Below are 18,461 nucleotides of genomic sequence, written 5' to 3' on the forward strand. Positions count from 1 at the left end.
GAGGCGGCCATGAAAACGGCCATTATCACCGGCGCCTCCTCGGGCCTGGGGCGGGAGATCGTCCGCCAGATGGCGGATGTGTTCCCGGAGATCGGCAGCTGCTGGCTCATCGCCCGCCGCCGGGAGCGGCTGGAGGAGATCGCCCAGTCCCTGCCCCACATGACGGTGGAGTGCCTGGATCTCGACCTTTGCAGCCCCATCAGCTTTGAGGTGCTCAAGGCCCGGCTGGAGGCGGAGAAACCGGAGGTGTCTCTTCTGGTCAACTGTGCTGGCTGCGGATTTTTGGGAGAGCTGGGCCAGGGCCACACCGACCAGCAGACCCGCATGATTGACCTGAACCTGCGGGCGCTGACGGCGGTGACGGATCTGGTGCTGCCCTATATGGGTTCCGGCGGGCGCATCCTGAACGTGTCCTCCATTGCCTCCTTCTGTCCCACGCCCCGGATGACGGTGTATGGTGCCACCAAGGCGTACGTCTCCTCCTTCACCGTGGGCCTCAGCGAGGAACTGCGCCGCCGCGGCATCACCGTCACCGCGGTGTGTCCCGGCCCCATGTGGACGGAATTTCTGGACTTGGGCGGTATCACCGGCAACTCCAGGGCCTTCGCTATGCTGCCCTACTGCGATCAGGTACGGGTGGCCGGCGGCGCTTTGCGGGCGGCCCGGGAGGGAAGGACCATCTATACGCCCCGACTGTTCTATAAGTTTTACCGGGTGCTGGCCAAGGTGGTGCCGGTGAAGCTGATGGTGAAGATCACCGGCACATGAGGCGGATTTCACGGAATTGTAACACACTTTGCAGACGGATTGTGGTATGATTCTAAAAACGGTTCCTGCTCCGGCGCTGATTGCGCGCCGGAGCAGGCCCGATCTCACACACCTGGGGGTGTACCGGTTTCGACGGGGGTATGGAGGCCGGACTAGCGGGCGGCGGCGCCTGACCGCCATAAAACGGGCAATTTATAAATTAAATAACAACAACACTGTTGCTGTTGCTGCCTAACTAAAGGCAGCCGTCTGAACCGGAGAGGCCACAGGCCGGGGAAGGCGTCGTTGATGTGGCGTCCGTGCGGCGGGAAAGAGTTGACCCGCCCATGAATGATGACTCTGACCTGACCGGCCGGCGTGACGGCTTGCCGACCGGAAGGGGAACGGGGAGAGCGAGACTCCCACAATAACCGTCTGCGCCCGGAGAAGGTCCTGTCAAAGTGCTTTCGGACGGGGGTTCAACTCCCCCCACCTCCACCAGAGCGGGAGGCCTTGCAAATGCAAGGCCTCCCGTTTTTGCGTTCTGCTGCAATGGATTAAAAAGATTATGCGTTGAGCGGCCTGGTGATATATTGACCAACCAGACCGCTCAAAATTCGGAAAATTTCACTTTTTATTTCACTTTTTCGGAGCCGGTATTTTTCGGATCTTCCGGCATGATGTCCTCCAAGTACTGCTCGATCTTGGCGTCGTAGGCGACCTCTTCTTCCTTGATCGTATGGTAGTAAACCGTCTTGAGCATATGGTCCGTGGCGTGTCCCATACGCTGCTTGGAGTATGTGCTGGGGATCCCGGAAGCCAACATGGCGGAGGCGTTGACATGGCGCAGGTCGTGAAACCGGTAATGCTGAACGCCGGCTTTTTCGCAGATGCGGGAAAAACCGCTGTAAACCGCCTTCCCGGACAGATTTACGATGTGCTCCTTGGTATGTGGCTGGGCATCCAGCAGGGCCTTTAACGGAGCCGGGATATGAATGCGGCGAGTGCCGCTGTATGTCTTTGTGGTTTTTTCGGCCTGACCGTTTTCTCCCATGACAATGGCCCGCCGAACGTTCAGGTAATCGCCGTCGATATCCTCCCACCTGAGACCCAGGATCTCCGACTGCCGGAGGCCCAGCCAGACGGCCAGCATGATGGGCAGCTCGTAAGGTGTGCCACGGCAGCTTTGGAGGATCTTCCTGAGATCTTCCTTGGATGGGATCTGGATCTCGTGACGGACCTTTTGCGGCAGCGTGGTGTTGAGCTTCAGCGCCGGCAGGTAGACGTCCAGGACGGCGGAGAGCAGGCCGTGGGCGTTTTGGACGGTCTTTGGAGACTTTTCTTTGGCCAGGCGATTGACCCAGCGCTGAACTCGCTCCTGGGTCAGATCCTGGAGCTGCACGCCCTGGATGTCCCCCATGCTGTTTTTGCGGATCTTTTTGTAGCCCAGCAGGGTGGAGGGGGAGAGGACGCTGTCCTTTGATTCGATGTATTTGTCCGTAGCCTCCCCCACGGTAAGGTGACGGGGCGCCTTGGCGTCCTGGGCGGACTTGGTCTTGAGGCCGCTGGCCCAGTACAGGGCGTCCTCTTTGGTGTCAAAGGTGCGGTTATACCGCACGCCGTCCACCATCAGCTGCACGTACCATTTTCCGGCTTTGGTCTGTTTTGGTTCCGGGATCCTCATGCAGGCACCCCCTTTAAAAACATCTGTTCGATTAAACGGTCAAGGAAAAGCCGCCCGCCTGGGGCGGCTTTTTTGCTTACATATACCTTTGCAAGACTTCACTTAGTTGCTCTTTATACTTCTGGAGATCATAGATGTCCTCCAGTTGATATTTTGTTTCTTTTTTACTTTCGTCTGGGATAATCAAAACTTTTCCATTTTCAGTGAGCCGCAGACGACAGATCCATTTACGTGTGTTGGCCTTATATAGAATATTGATGTAGGACTCAGTATCTTTGTATGTGATGTCGTGAATATCAGTAACGTCACTCAGCAGGTTTTTGACGATGAAATAAGCCTCAAGTTCTTCCTCGGTGGTGACGATATTGGGAACTCGCTTTTCACTCTCTGACGTATTATTGAGGTTGGAATCCTCAGCCTGGACCTCTGCGGGTTTCACTTCCTGGACAGAAACGCTGCCACCAGAGCCGCCCAGGGCGGTCTTGATTTTATCGTTCATGGTCTCGCTGATGTAGTCATTCAGAGCTTTGCGCAGCACAGGGCGGAACTTCTCCAGAACGTTCTGCGTCTTCTGGCCGGAATAGCACCCCTGGAGGAAGAAACGAATAAAATCATCTGAAGGATCCGCCAACTGCTGAGTGAAGATGTCCTTGAATTCGTGGACATATTTCAGCTCAGAGGCCGTGCTGAAGATCGAGTCAATATCGAATACGGATTTGCAGAACTTCTTCAGCTCGGGGACCTGGTTGTCTCGAATGTCCAGGATGTTGATGGTAAGGAAAGGATCTTCATCCATCTTATTGGCATTGTCCAGATCCGTATAAAAGCGATAGTACTGGCCGTTGGTCAGAATTGCGAACTTTGCAGAGGTAGTTCCAAAATACCGGAACAGCTGGGAGTCGTGCCGGTCCAGGTTTTCGCTGATGGATTTGCACTCTACCAGTATGACGGGTTGTCCATCTTTAACGATGGCATAATCCACCTTCTCGCCCTTCTTGATCCCAACATCTGCGGTAAATTCGGGAACGAACTCCTGGGGATTGAATACGTCATAACCTAGCATGGAGAAAAAAGGCATGATCAGGGCAGTCTTTGTGGCTTCCTCGGTTTGAATCGTTCCTTTAAGTGACTCGACACGTTTCGAGAACTGCTTCAACTGGTCAATAAAATCCATAACACACACTCCTAATTCTCTATGCTTTGTGTCCGAATCGGACACGTTTTTTTTCGCCTTCCGGCGGGAATCACAGGGTAATTTCCACTTTGACCACCTTGCCGATGACCTGAATCTTGGTCTTGGAGATGTCGTAGATCTGAGGCTGGTGGGCCGGGTTGGTGGACTGCGGCATCAGCGTGACGGTGCTCTCTGTAGCGTAGAACCGCTTGACGGTGGCGTCCTCGTCTCCCACCATCACCACGGCCACCTCGCCGTTTTCCACCTCGTCCTGCCGGCGGACGATCAGGATGTCGCCGTCCTGGATCCGGGCGGCGTTCATGCTGTCGCCGGAGACCCTGAGGGCAAAGTATTCTGCGCCGCCGTTAAGATCTGTCAGGGTATAGCCTTCGATGTGCTGCTCGGCGTATAGGGGCTGCCCGGCGGAAATGCGGCCCAGAATGGGGATGCGGTGGAAGGTGCCCAGGTCCAGGGCCTGAAGGGTATCTGGCAGCTTTTTGCTCTTGCCGGTGCCCATTGCGCCGGAGATGGCTGCCCCAGCAGCGGCGGCCGCGCCTAAGGCTGTAAGAGGGGGGAAAACCATAGCGGCCGCACCCAAAGCGGAACCCGCCCCGGCAGCTGCCGCCAGCTTGTCCCGATGCTTGGGGCCGTTGCCTGTTAAGAGGTATTCCGTGGTGGTGCCCAGGGCATCGGCGATCTGGGGGATCCGTTTTGTATACGACTTTGCCTTTCCAGATTTCCACTCGCTTACTTTTTGAGGTGATACACCCACAAGGCTGGCAAATTTTTTTTGCTCCATACCCGTTGCTTTGAGAAGTTCAAATATGCGCCCAGCAGTGTCCAATGGAATCACCTCCAATATGCACAAATCATTGATTCAATAATTATAAGAATTTATAAAATCATTGAATTTCTAATAATTACATTGACAATCATCGAAACGATGATTATAGTTATAACCACAAGCTAAACAAAAACAAACTAAACAAGGGGGGAGAGCATACGATTTTCTCTGTTATTCAGTTAGAGCAGCGAATGAACAAACTTACTCAGTGGCCAGAAGTTGTTTTTAAAATGGAATACCATCCTTGCGAAGAAGGTTTGAAAATTCTCTCAGCAGACGATTACAGGTCTTTTGCGTCTCAATTGCGATGTTACGATCCGAATCAGAGAGAGGGGCTTCGTCCAGATAATTTGTGACATGATCCCGCATGTCTGAAACTGCCCAGTACATAATCTGCACTTCTTGTGAAGTAAAATCCAGGGATTGTTGTTCGCGGATTGCTTTCAGTTTTTTCTTGGCAGAAGCAATGGAAAAAATTGCTGCGGTAACAGTTTCTCCGGGAGTTTTTGTAAAATGCGGTGCGTTTTCTTGAATTTGTTCCAGAAAATTAACCAGAGCGTCTTCCAGAACCATGCAATCTATCTCGTTAAATCGCACAAATATCTCTCCCCCGAAAAAGCAATTTGCATTTTTAATTAGTTTGTAGCTATATTACCACACTCAAACAGGCGTTTCAAGTATGAGGGAAAGGAGGAAGAACATGGAAATTAAAAAACTTCGGGAAGCTGCCGGACTGCGGCAGTACGAGCTGGCGGAGCGCATGGGCGTCAAGCAGGCCTCGGTCTCCGCCTGGGAGTCCGGTCTGGCGATGCCCAGTGCCGCCAACCTCCTGAAACTGGCGGATATCCTGAACTGCTCCGTGGACGAGATCCTGGGGCGGAAACGAGCTACCGCCTGACCTGATACTTTACTCATACCACAGATCGGAGGGCATGACCATGCCGGACAATGACAAGACCATTTACAAGACCTGCCGGGAGGCGGCGGGCTACACCCAGGAGCGGGCCGCGGAGCTGCTGAACCTCAGCGTGCGGCAGCTGGCCCGGTTCGAGGCCGGCGAGCTGATCCCCGGGGACGATATCGCCTACTCCATGGTGATGCTCTACGACAGCCAGTACCTGGCCGTGCAGCACCTGCGCAGCGCAAGCCATCTGGCGGCGGCCATCCTGCCCCCGGTGGAGCAGACCACCCTCCAGGCGGCCACCATCCGCCTGTTCAACAGCTTCTCCCGTTGGGCCGACAAGCGCCGGGACCGGCAGCTGCTGGAGATCGCCGAGGACGGGATCATCGACGAGGAGGAGCGGCCCATGTTCGACGAGATCGTCCGGGAGCTGGGCGGGCTGGTCAAGGATTTTTACGAGCTGCAACTGGCGTCGGCGGACGCGGAAAGGAGCGAGTGACATGCCGAAGGTAAAGCTGGGGCGAGACCCACGGCAAGAACATATCAATTCCATCAGCCGGATCATCCGGCACCATATGACGGACCGGGACATCGCCACCCAGACAGAGCTGGCGGAGCGGAGCGGGATCCCCCGGCAGACATTGGGCCGCCGGATGCGCAGGGGCGGCTGGGGCCTGGATGAGCTGCTGGCTTTGGACAAGGTCCTGCGGTTTTCACCGGAGGACGCCGCGGCTATCATGGGGGTGCGGAAATGAGCGGGGCTGATCTGGATCGGGATGACATGCGTGCCATTATGGAATTTCACCTGAATATCCTTTTCGGGATGCTGGATCGATACGTGCAGGATTGCTACAAGTCCAGCGCACAAAGGGTTGAGGCACAGATTGCCGGACTGCTGTTTTTTGCCCAGGGCCTTGGGCTTGTGACGGAAGAGGAAAAAAACGCTTACAGCGACGATGCCTGGAAGCGTTACTCTCGGATCTATCAAAATACAGCGGAAACCCGGGAGGCGACGATATGAGATACAGCTATCACGGCCGCATCCGGCAGCGGATCCGGGCCAGGGCAAAAAAAGACCGCCCGGAGGGTGGAGCCTCCGAGCGGCCGGGTCCTCAGACTTACGAAAAGGCCGAGAACGATCGCAAGAGTATTGTAACACAGTTCCTGCCTTTTCGCAAGCCCAATTTGGAGGGCGGAGAGGGGGCCAACACTCTATGACGTGGGAACTGTTTTTTACGGTCATCGGGATCAGCTGCTGCACCAGCGGCCTGTTCCGGGTGATCGATCGGATCGAGGGGGTGCGTAAGTGAGCGACAGCGTGTTTCGCTCCGGCAGGAAGCAGAGTTTTACCGTCCTCTACAACTCCATGCTGCGGGACCGCCGGCTGAGCCTCAAGGCCAAGGGCCTGTTTGCCATCATGATGAGTCTGCCGGACGACTGGCAGTTCAGCATCAGCGGCCTGGCAGCTTATACCGGGTACGGCAAGGACATCATTCGGGCCGCGCTGCTGGAGCTAAAAGAGGTCGGGTATCTGGTCCAGGAGCAGGTCCACGGGGACGGCGGCCGCTTCGGCAGCAGCGTTTATGTTCTCCAGGACGAGGCTCCACCGTGTTCGGAAAATCCGGTCACGGTGGAACCGTGTTCGGGTTTTCCGTATACGGCAAAACCGTCGACGGTTTTACCGTTTGCGGCAAATCCAACACAACAAAAGAAAGACTTAACAAAAGAAAGACTAACAAAACCCCCTATATCCCCCAAGGGGGACACCGGTAGGGCCAAGAGGAAAAAGCGGGGCGGCCTGGAGACGGCCCCGGAGATCTGGGCGGCTGCCCGGGCCTACGCCGGGGAGGATCAGGAGCTGCTGGCGGCGCTGACGGACTTTCTCCGTTGCCGGGAGCTGCGCAAGAACCCCATGCTCACCGTGCGGTCGTTCAACACCCTCACCGCCAAGCTGGGGCGCCTGGCTCCGGATCAATCCATGAAGGTGATGCTGCTGGACTACGCCACCAGCAACAACTGGAACAGCGTGTACCCCATGAAGCCGGACGAGCTGCCTGCGCAGGATGCGGAACCCGCTGAGGATCAGGAGGGTATCGATGGAATTTGAAAAAGCGATGCGGGCGGCGGAGGAATACCTGACGTTCATCCCCCGCTTTATGGATCCGAAAATGCCCCAGGGCCTGTGGTTCTGCAACACGGTGGCAGAGGCCTCCGCCATTCAGATCAACGCGGTGTGCCTGGGCAGCGGGTGCGATTGGGATGATGTCGTCAAAGTGCAGCCGTTTCTGGAGTGCTTCCTGTATCTGGTGATCGTGACGCCCAACGCCATCGCCCGGGAGGAGATGGTGAAGCAGCTGCGCCCCCGCCTTCCGGCCATGTGTATCTACGTTATCACGGACGCGGGCTTTCGCAACTGTAAGACCCTGGACGAGTTCGTCCGTACATACGGCTCTGACCGCCTGCTGGATATTCTGGAGGGCGCGGAAGAGCTGCCGGCATACGGTATCCTCAATCTGGCGCAGGTGCCCCGGCGGGATCTGAGGACGGTGCCCCGTGTGCTCTCCCGGTTCCCGGTCCTGGACCGGGGGATCGGCGGCTTTTTCGCCGGGGAGCTGTCCGTCTGGACGGGCAAGCGCGGCGTAGGCAAGAGTACCATCCTGGGGCAGCTGCTGCTGGAGGCGATCGATCAGGGGCACACCGTATGCGCGTACTCCGGGGAGCTGCCGAAGGAGCAGTTCCGGGAGTGGATCTACCTGCAGGCGGCCGGACCGGAGCATATCGCCTACGAGAAGGACGAGGCCACCGGAAAACTCCTGGCCATGGCGGACCCCATGGCGGACAAGCAGATCTCCGAGTGGATGGACGAGCGATTTTGGCTGTTTGACCTGGAGCGGAACACCCGCCACGATCCGGAGACTATTTTGAAGCAGTTCGAGTACGCCAAGATGCGGTACAACGCCGACGTGTTCCTGGTGGACAACATCATGTCCGTGGATTTTGACGGCTACTCCGACCGGGATTTCAACCGGGTGCAGTCCAAGTTCACGCAGATGCTGGTGACGTTTTCCAAGCGCCGGAAGGTTCACACCCACTTGGTGGTCCATCCCCGGAAGTCGACCAGCGACAAAAACAGCAAGGTCAGCTCCGACGATGTCAGCGGCAGCGGCGATATCACGAACCGGGCGGACAACGTGTTTTTCCTGACCACCCATGCCGCGTCGGACGCAAAGGGGCAGCCGGATGTGAAGCCCCTGCTGCAGATCCTCAAAAACCGGGATTTTGGTGCCCGGGGACAGCAATGGCTGGATTTTGACCGGAAGTCCCGGCGGTTCTTTCAGGACCGGACCGGTAACCCAAAGCGGCCCTACGGCTGGGACATGGCCGCGCAGCAGCTGCGCATTACGGAGGAGCGTGGCGCCGTCGACGAGATCTTTCCGGAGGAGGCTTTGCCGTGAAGCTGGGAGACATGGTGACGGTTCGGCTGGCCGTGGAGGGTATGGAGCCGCGCAGCGTCACCGCGCCGGTGGTCTACATACACCCCCAGGGCCGGTTTTACCAGGTGGAGATCACCGGCCCAGCGCCGAACTGCTTCAAGTTCCGGGAGACGGTATTTTCCCGGGGCAATCAGAACGAAAGGAACTAGAGACATGAGAACGATCGCGATTATGAATTTCAAAGGCGGGGTGGGAAAGACCGTGACCACGGCCACCTTTGCCTGTTTGCTGGCGAAGCGGAAAAAGCGGGTGCTGGCCATCGACGCCGACAGCCAAGGGAACCTGAGCCAGTACTTCGGTGTGGAGCCCGCTGAGGACGATACCTGCACCACTTTGGAGCTGCTGACCTCCGGAGCCGGATACTATCCGGACTTTGTAACGCCCACCTGCATCGAGGATGTGGACGTGATCCCCGCCGACATCCGGCTGCTGGCGGCCGATGTGGATGCCACCGTCCGGGGCGAGACCCACCGGGAGGCCATCGAGGAGCTGCGGGTGGCCCTGGAGGAGGATGCCGGAGATCCCGATGGCTACGATTATCTGCTGATCGACTGCCCACCGGCGCTGTCCACCGCCTGCGCCGCAGCGCTGATCGCCGCCGACGAGGTCATCATTCCCATTCGGCTGGACGCCTTCTCTACCGGCGGCATGAGCAATCTGGTGTTCCAGATCACCAATATGCGGCGGATCAACCCGCGGCTGCGGGTCCGGGGCGTGCTGGTGACCCAGTACACCAAAACGGAGGAGGAACGGCAGGCCCTGGAGGTGCTGCGGGCCAGTCAGCTGCCGGTTTTTGAGACGGTGATCCGATACTCCAAGCGGGTGTGCGCCGGGACGTTTGCCAAGATGCCCCTGGTGGAGTTTTCGCCCTGGTGCGCTGCGGCACAGGATTATCGGGACCTGACAGAGGAGATCCTGCGAGAGGATGGTGACGGACATGGCAAAGCGTGAAGCAGACATTGCCGCCATGCTGGGCGCGCAGCTGGCCAAAGTGTCCGAATCGGACACCGGCCGGGAGCAGATCGAGTACATCGACCTGGATCTGCTGGATCCGGATCCCCGGAATTTCTACAACCTGCCGGGCATCCCGGAACTGGCGGAGAACATCCGTCTGGTGGGACTCCAGCAGCCCCTGCGGGTTCGGCCCAAGGAAGGCAGCCACTTTGAGATCGTGACCGGCCACCGGCGCCACCGGGCGCTGTTGCGGCTGGCAAAGGAGGAGGGCCTGGCGCAGTTTGCGCAGGTGCCCTGCATCCGGGAGCGGACCGGGGAGTCTTCCGCCATGGAGCGGATCCGCCTGATCTGCGGCAACTGCGACAACCGGACGATGTCCAGCGCGGAGCTGGCTCAGCAGGCGGAGGAGCTGGAGGCGGCGCTGCTGGCGTTGAAAAAGGAGGGCTTTGCGTTTTCCGGGAGGACCCGGGAGAAGGTAGCCCAGCTGTTGCAGGTCTCGGAAACGAAGATCGCCAACGCGAAGGTCATCAAGAATGGTCTGAAAGTTCCAGGGATCCGGGAGAAGTGGGCAAAAAAGGAAATCCCGGAGGCCGCTGCCTTGGAGATCGCCCGTCTGCCGGCGGAGGCCCAGTACCGGCTGCTGGACTGGGTGATTGACGGCCATCACGATTACAGCATCCGCAGCGTCAAAAACTTCTTGTTGATGTGGAATGGCTGCAAAAAGGAGTGCCCGGAGACGGGTAAGTTTTGCCCCCATGCCGAGGAGATCACAGAACACGACTACCACGGCGGCGAGTGGCACGGTGCTGGGTGCTGTCAGGGATGCCTGAGCAGAAATACCTGTCCGGCGGCCTGCCAGTATGCGCGGGCCAATGATCCGGAGCCTCAGGCACTTCCGGAGACGCACGGTGGGATTGCGCCGCCTCCGAAGCTGGAAAACCGAGTGGAGATGTCGGCGGAGGATTGGCAGGTGCGGCGGGAGCGGTTCTCTCAGCGTCTCCGGGCGGCCCGGGAGGCCACCGGCCTGGACCGGGCGGCCTTTGCGGAGAAAATTGGAGAGTATAAGGCGACTTACAGCGCCTGGGAAAACGGCAATTCCCCGGGGTCTGGTGCGTTTCCCCGGCTGGCAAAGGCCCTGGGCGTCAGCACGGATTACCTATACGGCCTGACCGACGATCCCTCGCCCAGGCCTGTTCCGGCGCAGTGGCAGCCATTGGACGAGGAACACTGGCCGGCAAAAGATCAGTTGGTAGTTATTGCTTATGATAATCCACTTGGAGGGACTTGCTATGTGACCGCCCGCTGTGTGGGCGGCTATCATGACCTTTATCCATTTGAGGACACAGACGTGGGCTGTGAGCTGGATGAGCCATCTCATGGTGAATATGACGTCGGATATTGGTGGATGCTGTTGCCGGTGAAGGAGGACCCACATGAATCAGACGACGCTTGATGTAAAAAAGAACTTTTTGTCCCGTACATTCTCACGGTGCCTTGCGGAGATGTGCCCGGGGGTGGCGCGCTTGGAGTATCACCTCCACGATGACGGAGAGGAGGTGGCCATTATTCGCTGCGTCAATGGCTCCATTCGTCGAGTGGTGGTCACAGGGATGGATCTCCAGGGATCTGTAGAAACCATCCTGGCGGAGCTCAACGGAGCATCTGTGCGGAGAGTGGAGGCGTTTTTGATATCATGATGGATGTGGTTGTTTGGCAGGACGGCCGGCCAAAGTGCCGCTACATCGGCTGCGTGCCGACGCCGGAGGAGCAGCGCTCCCTCCGGCGGGGCGGCTGTGAGATCCGGGTGGACGGAAAGCCTGTCTCCCGGATCATTCGGAAGGAGGAAGGCAGATGATCCGATTTATTTACGATGAAGCGGGGCATGAGATCCAAGCCACTGCTTCGGGCTGTGCCACAGAGATTGCGGCGGAATTGGGAGTGCTAATCAATATTTCTTACAATCTGATGCGGACTCGGTCTCCGGAGATGGCGGAGTTTTTCAAGCATAGGCTGATCTTGACGATGCATCCGGACAGCCCCACCTGGGATAAGGACAATGTGCCGGATCCGAGTGTCGGTGTCAAATTTGTCCGGTTTAGCAATAACCAAAAGGAGGATCTGCGTGGATAACCGTCGATACACCGGCCGGGAGCGGCGGCAGAGGATGCTGCTCCGGCTGAGCGTGGTGCTGTGGGTGGCTGCCTGCTGTTTGGCCTTGTGCGGCAAGGCCGTGGGGGCGGCAGTATGAGCGGGACGCCGCAGCCGCCCTGCCTGGACTGCCGGCAGCGCCGGGTGGGGTGCCACGATCCGGAGATCTGCAAGGCCTGGGCGGAATACACCGCCCAGGCCAGGGCCGCCCAGAAGGAAGCGGAGCACCGGCGATCTCAACAGGCACAACTTTTCGAGTACAGCAAGGGATTGCATGAGCGGATAGAGAGGAGAAGGCGGAATGGGCACTAAGGCGATGACCTATGAGGATGCTGCCCGGATCCTGGATCCGGAGACGAGCCTGGAGGCCTTGGCCGCGTATGCCGGGGACTGTGAGGCCCGTCAGGCCGCAATCGTGGAGGCCTGCCGGATGGGGGCCATTGCGCTGCGGGCCATGCCGTCCAGTGAGCCGCTGACGGCGGAGCAGCTGCGCAGGATGCACTTTGAGCGGGTGCGGTTCGTATATCCGCCCCAGTATGAGGGAGACCCCGGCGGCTGCGAAGAGGGCGTGGTTTTGTACGGGAAACTGTACTCGATTGACGCGCTGGAGGGAGCCGGTTTTGAGGAGATGCTGCTGGATGCCGGCAGCGGAGATGATCCGGACCGTCCCTCTGGGAAGTATCAGGTGTTCCGGCGGATTGCGGGAGTGTGCGGCCAATGCTGAATAAAATCATTCTGATGGGCCGCCTGACCCGGGATCCGGAGCTGCGCCACACCGGAAACGGAACGGCGGTGGCGTCCTTTACCCTAGCCGTGGACCGGGACTTCAAGTCCCAGTCCGGGGAGCGAGAGACGGACTTCATCGACATTGTGGCCTGGCGCTCCACGGCTGAGTTCGTCAGCAAGTACTTCTCCAAGGGCCGCATGGCTGTGGTAGAGGGCCGCCTCCAGGTGCGGGATTGGACCGATAAGGACGGGACCCAGCGCAGGTCCACCGAGGTGGTGGCCGACAACGTCTATTTCGGGGACAGCAAGCGGCCGGTGTCCGATTCAGACACGCCGGCGCCGGCTGGGGAGTTTGCCGAGGTGCCGGAGGACGAGAAGGGGGAGCTGCCGTTTTGATGGAACATCAGAAATTGCTGGCTGCCCTGAAGCAGCTGAAGGTGCAGACCGGGAGCCTTGCATGTCTTGGATGCGGTTATGAACATAATTGCGGGGTCCATGGCTGTGCCATTATCCGGGAGGCAATGGAGCAGTTAAAGGCCCAGCATCTTGATACCGGTGAGCCACTGACGCTGGAGCATTTGAAGGAAGTGCCGCACGGAAAAATCAAAGACACCACCTTGGAAAGCATCTGCGATAGAGCGAATGAAATCGCATCTCAATCTTTGTGCATTGTCGGGAATCAATGGGTAAGCGTAAAAGATCGTACTCCGGAGGATGAAAAGGCGGTTTTAGCGTATTACGGTTTTTACCATGAGGACGATGACCTGGGAGCACGATTTGTTGGTACGCTGACATACTTTTCTCATGACCCGGAGCCGCACTGGCAACACGAAAGTACGGGCCTCTTTGTAACACATTGGATGCCGATTCCGGAACCGCCGGAGGAGGTGATGCCATGAGCGATAAAGACCTGTATCGGATGGCCCTCTCCACCTACGGACCGGATGCTCAGACCGTCATGGTATTCGAGGAGATGGCGGAGCTGCAGAAGGAATTGTGCAAGCACGCCAGAGGATCGCTGAACCGGGAATCCATCGCAGAGGAGATTGCGGACGTGCTTATCATGCTGGAGCAGATGATTGTGTTGCACGACTGTGAGGATTCGGTCTTTCGGTATAAACAGGAGAAGAAATGCCGGCTGGAGAAACGTCTTAGGGAGGAACGAGCGTGAAAAAAAGAAAGACCAGGGCACGGGCGGTGGTCTCCTCGGCTCCGGATGGGACGCAGACGGCATTTCCATCCGTCACTCAGGCGGCGGAGCAGACTGGAGGGCAGGCCGCTCGGATCAGTGCAGCGTGCAGGACGGGATCACCCTACCGGGGGATCTTATGGCGGTATGCCGATGAGGGGGGATCCGTCTGATAGATCTGTTATCGCCAAACGACCTGGACCAGCTGCGGCAGGCCCTGGCGGCCGGGCGGGAGATCTCCCTGACCCGGTCGCTGCGGGGCCTGACCGTGACAGCCAGCACCAGCAAAGGCTCTCCGGCCTGGGGATGCGATATGCTGATCCGGCTGGAGCAGAGCCGAGGCCCTGTTTACAGCACTCAACATTTTCGGTCCGTGGAGGAGATGATGCGATACATATGAGTGACCCGATTTGGTATTGCACCCGGCAGCGAGCTGGTCCGCTGGTCAAGGAATGCAGGGCAATCCGGCCGCGGCTGAGCCCCAACGATACGCCCTACGAGCGGACGGAGAAGAACAAAATCCTGCGGCCGCCCAAGGACAGCAGTGTGTGCCGGACCCGGGTGGACCGGCTGGAGATCCGCTTGGCTCTGCTGGGCTTCAAGGCAAGCGTCTACACCCTGACCATCCGGGATGATGTGCTTCCCCGGAAGTTTCAGGACGTGCGTAAGCTGTGGCGGTCATTCCTCCGGAAGCTGAACCTCTGGAACCCGGGATGGAGCCGGGACTATGCGTATCTGATTGAAGGCAAGCATGGAGATCACCGGTATCATGTCCATGTAGCGCTGCGGGATGAGGACTTTCCTCCGGCCATCGTCCAGTATCTCTGGGAGTATGGGCTGGTAGACGACGAGCCGCTGCTGCGGGGACCGTATGACACGTTCCGGCGGACGGCAAAGTATTGGAACAAGGAGTCCACCGACGGCGTGGTCATCCCGATCTCAGCCAGGACCTGGGTGGTCAGCAAAAGCCTCAACGCCAAGCTGCCGCAGACGGAGATCTTCCGCAGCGACAGCGGCGTGATCCAGGTGCCTGAGAGCGTCCGGATCTCCGGGTGCAACACGGTGGTCAATGCCTTCGGGCGGTACCATTACAGCTGGTGGATCGAGAAACCTTAAAAACAGTGCTTTATATTTAGAATAGGTTTTTTATTACTTGAAATATAGTTGAATAACTTGCAAAAGGAGGAACAACCTGTTGCGAATGAACATGGAACGTGGTAAACTGGTCACAAAGGACGGATGGGTCATGTGCCCAGTCTGCGGCAAGGGCAAGATCCTCAAGGTCAACCCGGACACCACCGTCCACAATCTGCCGAGGCCGTGTAAGCGGTGCGGCCAGATCAGCATTGTGAATATCGAAGCGCCTGAGCCAGAGTCCTCAGAGACCAGCGCCTGAGCCATTTGACAGCCCGTTGAGGGGGTCGAAGGCTTGGGCGCTTTTTGTTTTGCCCGGAGGTGATAGCCCGATGGCACAAAAGCCGCTCCGGCCTTGCCGGCATCCCGGATGCACCGCCCTGGTCTCCGGCGGATACTGCGAGGCCCATAAACCGAAAGATCGCGATCGGCGCAGCGCCGAGGCCAAGTCCTGGCACTGGATGTACCTCACGCCGGAGTGGATCGATGATCTGCGGCCCACGCAGCTGCTCCAGGAGCCCTTCTGCCGCGAGTGCGCCAAGTTCGGCAGACGGACCAGGGCGACCGAGGTGGACCACATCCAGCCGCACCGTGGGGACTGGACCGTGTTCACAGACCGCAGCAACCTGCAGAGCCTTTGCCATTCCTGCCACAGCCGCAAGACACTCTCGGAAATGCGCGAAAAAAACGCAGCATTGCGAAGTCGCTACCGGCGCTGATGGGACGGACGCTTGGGCGTGCATGCGCATCTGGTGCGCGCCTGCGTGGATTCCCTGCACCCCTCCCCCCGGTCAAGAAAGTTTTGGCCGGGGTGAGCAAGACCGCAGGCGGTCCTTCACGCGAAAATTTTTCCCCACGGCGGGAGGCGACCGGCAGCCCGAGGGTTCCCCGGGCGAGCAAGGTGTCCGACTCTGACACGCAAAGGAGGTGTTCTGGATGATCCGCAGAGAGTGCGGTTTGCGAGGGGCCTGGCAGTATTGCAAACAGCATCCGGCGTTATGCTGCAAAGCCTGCCCGGATCTGCAGGGCTGTGAGCGGGCCTGCCTGAACACACCGGAGCGGTGCGGATACATGCGCCATCACGATACAGCGACATATGCGCCGCCCGGTCGGCTGAAAGGAGGTGCGGCCGATGGCCGGAAAGCGACAGCCCACGGAAATCGTAGAGGCCAATGGCCGTAAGCATCTGACCGAGGCGGAAAAGGACGCGCGGCGGGATCAGGAGGTCCATGTGCCGCCCCCGGATGAGGCTGTCCCGCCCAAATGGCTGCCCAAGCGGCTCCATGGGGAATATCGGGAGATCGGTGAGATCCTGCGCTCCGCCGGGCTCTATGCGGAGCTGGACCGGGACGTGCTGGGTCAATATTTCCTCTCCCGGGAGCGGTGGCTCCGGGCAGACAAAAAGGCCGCGGCTGCCATCCGGGACGGCGACGAGAAGCTGGCCAGGGAGTGGACCAGTGTCCAGGGCACCTACTTCAAGCAGGCCCGGACTTGTGCCGAGGCCATGGGCCTGTCCGTCACCTCCCGGTGCCGGATCGTGGTGCCCGCGGCTGTGCAGAACGCCGCCAAGGCGCCTGCCTCGGCCGGGGAAGATGAGTTCACCCAGCGGCTCCGGCAGCGGCAGGCGGCGGCGCTGGAGGGGGCCAGGTAAATGCCGGTACGCGCCAGCGAGTATTACGACGAGTCGGCCGGGGCCTTTGTCTGCGAGTTTATCTCCCGGCTGCCCAACACGGACAACGGCCGCCCCTTTGAACTGTATGACTGGCAACGAAGCTCCATCATGGAGTTCTACGGCCGGCAGGTGACGGATGAGGACACCGGGGAGTATCTGCGGAAGTACTGGTACCTTTACATGGAGATCCCCAAGAAAAACGGCAAGAGCGAGCTGGCGGCGGCCCTGGGCATTTACCACCTGTTCGCCGATGGGGAGCTGAATGCGGAGGTCTATATCTGCGCGGCGGATAAGGAGAACGCCGGCATCATATTCAGCGCAGCGGTCTTTATGCTGACCACGGCCCCATGGACAGCCAAGATGATCGCCCGGGGCGAGCTGAACATCGTGGAGTCCCGGAAGCGGGTGGAATACCGCCAGCGGGTCAGAACCGGGAACGGCGGATACAAGTGGATCACCGTGGGTGTGATGGCCGTAGTTTCGGCGGAGGCGTTCAGCAAACACGGCTACAAGCCCAGCTGCGTGATCTTTGACGAACTCCACGCCCAGCCCAACCGGGAACTGTGGGACGTCATGACCTTCGGCGCCGGCTCCGGCCGGAAGCAGCCGGTGTGGATCGTGCTGACCACCGCCGGCGACGACCCGGACCGCGGTTCCATCGGTTGGGAGATCCATGAGAAAGCCGTAGGCGTTCGGGATGCCCGGCGGCTGCGCAGGATCCTGGATGAAGGCGGAGACCCGCGCCAGGTCCTCTCTCTGCGGCACGTGTCCGACGAGGACATGGCCCAGGCCCAGGAGGACCTGCTGTCCCTGGATCTTCCCAACTGGCTGCCGATTTTGTACGGCATCACTGCCATGTACGGCGATGATCCGGACGATCTGAAGGATATCGACATCTGGGACGAAAAACTCTGGTATCTCTGCAATCCGTCCCTGGGCAAGCACCTGAAGATCCGGACGCTGCGGCTGGAGGCCATGGAGGCCCGGCGCAGCGAGGCGGGAGAGAAGCTCTTCCGCTGGCTGCGGCTCAACCAGTGGATCTCCGTGAAAGCCGTCAGCTGGATCTCCCTGAACCTCTACGACAAGACCCAGTTTGGTCCCAGCAAGAAGGCAGAGCGGGAGCCTTGGGTAAAGGAGCATCTGTACGGAAAGCTCTGCTACGGCGGCGTGGACCTCTCCACCAGCAAGGACCTGACGGCCTTTGTGCTGCTGTTCCCGCCGCAGCCGGGGCTGGAGACGGCGGTGCTGCTGCCGTTCATCTGGCGGCCCGGGGGCACCGTGGAGGAGGCGGAGCGCCGGGACCATGTGCCCTACCGGGACTGGGAACGGGCAGGGTTCCTTACCCTCTGCGACGGCGACATCATCAACTACGGCGACGTGGAGGCCACCATCCGGTGGGCTGCGGAGGTCTTTGACCTCCAGACGGTGGGCTTTGACCCCTATTTGAGCCGGACCATCACCCAGCGGCTGGAGCCTATCGTGCCCATCATTGAGATCCCCCAGGATCTCAAGAACATGTCGCCGGCCATGAAGGAGATGGACGACCTGATGACCCGGCACCAGCTGCTCCACGTCCACAACACCTGCTTCCGCTGGACCTTCGGGAATGTGCGCTGCTACGTGGACGGCAACGGAAACTGCAAGCCGCTGAAAAACAAGTCCCGGGGCCGGATCGACCCCACCGTGGCCTCTATCATCGTGGTGGCGGTGTGGATGATCAAGCGGAACCAGAAGCCGGATCTGGCGGCGGCCATGGACCGGCCGGGATTCACTTTGTAACGTGTCAGGTTCGGA

The 18,461-nt window shown here is 59.1% G+C and carries 27 protein-coding genes and 1 other RNA gene; 24 read left to right on the plus strand and 4 right to left on the minus strand.

Features of this window, described 5'->3' with window-relative positions; translation table 11 throughout:
- Positions 1–9: 9 nt before the first annotated feature.
- Positions 10–768 (plus strand): SDR family NAD(P)-dependent oxidoreductase, encoded by a 759-nt coding sequence (locus tag KFE19_14310; protein ID QUO37529.1) that lies wholly within the window; start codon positions 10–12, stop codon positions 766–768.
- Between the two features lie 114 nt (positions 769–882).
- Positions 883–1,248: a transfer-messenger RNA gene (gene ssrA / locus KFE19_14315) on the plus strand.
- A 133-nt stretch (positions 1,249–1,381) separates the two neighbouring features.
- On the opposite strand, the gene KFE19_14320 is transcribed toward ssrA, so the two are convergent.
- From KFE19_14320 to KFE19_14335, 4 genes are all read right to left on the minus strand, one after another.
- A complete protein-coding gene (locus KFE19_14320) occupies positions 1,382–2,431 on the minus strand; it encodes a site-specific integrase (protein QUO37530.1) in 1,050 nt (349 codons plus the stop codon).
- 76 nt (positions 2,432–2,507) lie between these two features.
- Complete coding sequence (locus KFE19_14325; protein QUO37531.1) at positions 2,508–3,605, minus strand: type I restriction enzyme HsdR N-terminal domain-containing protein; 1,098 nt, start codon at positions 3,603–3,605, stop codon at positions 2,508–2,510.
- Positions 3,606–3,675: 70 nt separating this feature from the next.
- Positions 3,676–4,404: a hypothetical protein gene (locus KFE19_14330; protein QUO37532.1), complete on the minus strand. Its 729-nt coding sequence runs from the start codon at positions 4,402–4,404 to the stop codon at positions 3,676–3,678.
- A 270-nt stretch (positions 4,405–4,674) separates the two neighbouring features.
- Positions 4,675–5,022, minus strand: coding sequence for a hypothetical protein (locus KFE19_14335; protein QUO37533.1), 348 nt, complete (start codon positions 5,020–5,022; stop codon positions 4,675–4,677).
- A 127-nt stretch (positions 5,023–5,149) separates the two neighbouring features.
- Here KFE19_14335 and KFE19_14340 point away from each other — a divergent pair, with 127 nt between their 5' ends.
- From KFE19_14340 to KFE19_14445, 22 genes are all read left to right on the plus strand, one after another.
- Positions 5,150–5,347: a helix-turn-helix transcriptional regulator gene (locus tag KFE19_14340; protein ID QUO37534.1), complete on the plus strand. Its 198-nt coding sequence runs from the start codon at positions 5,150–5,152 to the stop codon at positions 5,345–5,347.
- A 40-nt stretch (positions 5,348–5,387) separates the two neighbouring features.
- Positions 5,388–5,849 carry a helix-turn-helix domain-containing protein gene (locus KFE19_14345; protein QUO37535.1) on the plus strand — a complete coding sequence of 154 codons (462 nt, stop codon included), beginning with the start codon at positions 5,388–5,390 and terminating at the stop codon, positions 5,847–5,849.
- Between the two features lies 1 nt (position 5,850).
- A complete protein-coding gene (locus KFE19_14350; GenBank protein ID QUO37536.1) occupies positions 5,851–6,105 on the plus strand; it encodes a helix-turn-helix domain-containing protein in 255 nt (84 codons plus the stop codon).
- Positions 6,102–6,371 carry a hypothetical protein gene (locus KFE19_14355; protein ID QUO37537.1) on the plus strand — a complete coding sequence of 90 codons (270 nt, stop codon included), beginning with the start codon at positions 6,102–6,104 and terminating at the stop codon, positions 6,369–6,371. Before KFE19_14350 ends, KFE19_14355 begins: the two co-directional genes overlap by 4 nt.
- A gap of 285 nt (positions 6,372–6,656) precedes the next feature.
- Positions 6,657–7,457, plus strand: a complete 801-nt coding sequence (locus tag KFE19_14360) for a helix-turn-helix domain-containing protein (protein ID QUO37538.1) — start codon at positions 6,657–6,659, stop codon at positions 7,455–7,457.
- Complete coding sequence (locus KFE19_14365; GenBank protein QUO37539.1) at positions 7,447–8,805, plus strand: AAA family ATPase; 1,359 nt, start codon at positions 7,447–7,449, stop codon at positions 8,803–8,805. The genes KFE19_14360 and KFE19_14365 overlap by 11 nt, the downstream gene beginning before the upstream one ends.
- Positions 8,802–8,993: a hypothetical protein gene (locus KFE19_14370; GenBank protein ID QUO37540.1), complete on the plus strand. Its 192-nt coding sequence runs from the start codon at positions 8,802–8,804 to the stop codon at positions 8,991–8,993. The genes KFE19_14365 and KFE19_14370 overlap by 4 nt, the downstream gene beginning before the upstream one ends.
- Before the next feature lie 4 nt (positions 8,994–8,997).
- On the plus strand, positions 8,998–9,795 hold the full coding sequence (locus KFE19_14375) for a ParA family protein (protein ID QUO37541.1): 798 nt from the start codon (positions 8,998–9,000) through the stop codon (positions 9,793–9,795).
- Complete coding sequence (locus KFE19_14380; protein ID QUO37542.1) at positions 9,782–11,251, plus strand: helix-turn-helix domain-containing protein; 1,470 nt, start codon at positions 9,782–9,784, stop codon at positions 11,249–11,251. Before KFE19_14375 ends, KFE19_14380 begins: the two co-directional genes overlap by 14 nt.
- A complete protein-coding gene (locus KFE19_14385) occupies positions 11,232–11,495 on the plus strand; it encodes a hypothetical protein (GenBank protein QUO37543.1) in 264 nt (87 codons plus the stop codon). The genes KFE19_14380 and KFE19_14385 overlap by 20 nt, the downstream gene beginning before the upstream one ends.
- Positions 11,492–11,653: a hypothetical protein gene (locus KFE19_14390; GenBank protein QUO37544.1), complete on the plus strand. Its 162-nt coding sequence runs from the start codon at positions 11,492–11,494 to the stop codon at positions 11,651–11,653. Before KFE19_14385 ends, KFE19_14390 begins: the two co-directional genes overlap by 4 nt.
- Positions 11,650–11,928 carry a hypothetical protein gene (locus tag KFE19_14395; protein QUO37545.1) on the plus strand — a complete coding sequence of 93 codons (279 nt, stop codon included), beginning with the start codon at positions 11,650–11,652 and terminating at the stop codon, positions 11,926–11,928. The genes KFE19_14390 and KFE19_14395 overlap by 4 nt, the downstream gene beginning before the upstream one ends.
- A gap of 114 nt (positions 11,929–12,042) precedes the next feature.
- On the plus strand, positions 12,043–12,258 hold the full coding sequence (locus tag KFE19_14400) for a hypothetical protein (protein ID QUO37546.1): 216 nt from the start codon (positions 12,043–12,045) through the stop codon (positions 12,256–12,258).
- Positions 12,248–12,670: a hypothetical protein gene (locus KFE19_14405; protein QUO37547.1), complete on the plus strand. Its 423-nt coding sequence runs from the start codon at positions 12,248–12,250 to the stop codon at positions 12,668–12,670. Before KFE19_14400 ends, KFE19_14405 begins: the two co-directional genes overlap by 11 nt.
- Complete coding sequence (locus KFE19_14410) at positions 12,664–13,068, plus strand: single-stranded DNA-binding protein (GenBank protein QUO37548.1); 405 nt, start codon at positions 12,664–12,666, stop codon at positions 13,066–13,068. The genes KFE19_14405 and KFE19_14410 overlap by 7 nt, the downstream gene beginning before the upstream one ends.
- A complete protein-coding gene (locus KFE19_14415) occupies positions 13,068–13,571 on the plus strand; it encodes a DUF551 domain-containing protein (GenBank protein QUO37549.1) in 504 nt (167 codons plus the stop codon). The genes KFE19_14410 and KFE19_14415 overlap by 1 nt, the downstream gene beginning before the upstream one ends.
- Entirely contained in the window at positions 13,568–13,843 is a 276-nt protein-coding gene (locus KFE19_14420) for a hypothetical protein (GenBank protein ID QUO37550.1), read from the plus strand. The genes KFE19_14415 and KFE19_14420 overlap by 4 nt, the downstream gene beginning before the upstream one ends.
- Before the next feature lie 414 nt (positions 13,844–14,257).
- The gene (locus tag KFE19_14425) at positions 14,258–14,977 is read left to right on the plus strand and encodes a hypothetical protein (GenBank protein ID QUO37551.1); all 720 of its coding nucleotides are present in this window, start codon (positions 14,258–14,260) and stop codon (positions 14,975–14,977) included.
- Positions 14,978–15,062: 85 nt separating this feature from the next.
- Positions 15,063–15,257 carry a hypothetical protein gene (locus tag KFE19_14430; GenBank protein ID QUO37552.1) on the plus strand — a complete coding sequence of 65 codons (195 nt, stop codon included), beginning with the start codon at positions 15,063–15,065 and terminating at the stop codon, positions 15,255–15,257.
- A gap of 70 nt (positions 15,258–15,327) precedes the next feature.
- Positions 15,328–15,714: an HNH endonuclease gene (locus tag KFE19_14435; GenBank protein QUO37553.1), complete on the plus strand. Its 387-nt coding sequence runs from the start codon at positions 15,328–15,330 to the stop codon at positions 15,712–15,714.
- A gap of 413 nt (positions 15,715–16,127) precedes the next feature.
- Complete coding sequence (locus tag KFE19_14440) at positions 16,128–16,646, plus strand: P27 family phage terminase small subunit (GenBank protein QUO37554.1); 519 nt, start codon at positions 16,128–16,130, stop codon at positions 16,644–16,646.
- Positions 16,647–18,446, plus strand: a complete 1,800-nt coding sequence (locus KFE19_14445) for a terminase (GenBank protein QUO37555.1) — start codon at positions 16,647–16,649, stop codon at positions 18,444–18,446. It begins immediately after the preceding gene.
- Positions 18,447–18,461: the final 15 nt, after the last annotated feature.

Source organism: Dysosmobacter sp. Marseille-Q4140, assembly GCA_018228705.1.
Lineage (GTDB): Bacteria > Bacillota > Clostridia > Oscillospirales > Oscillospiraceae > Oscillibacter.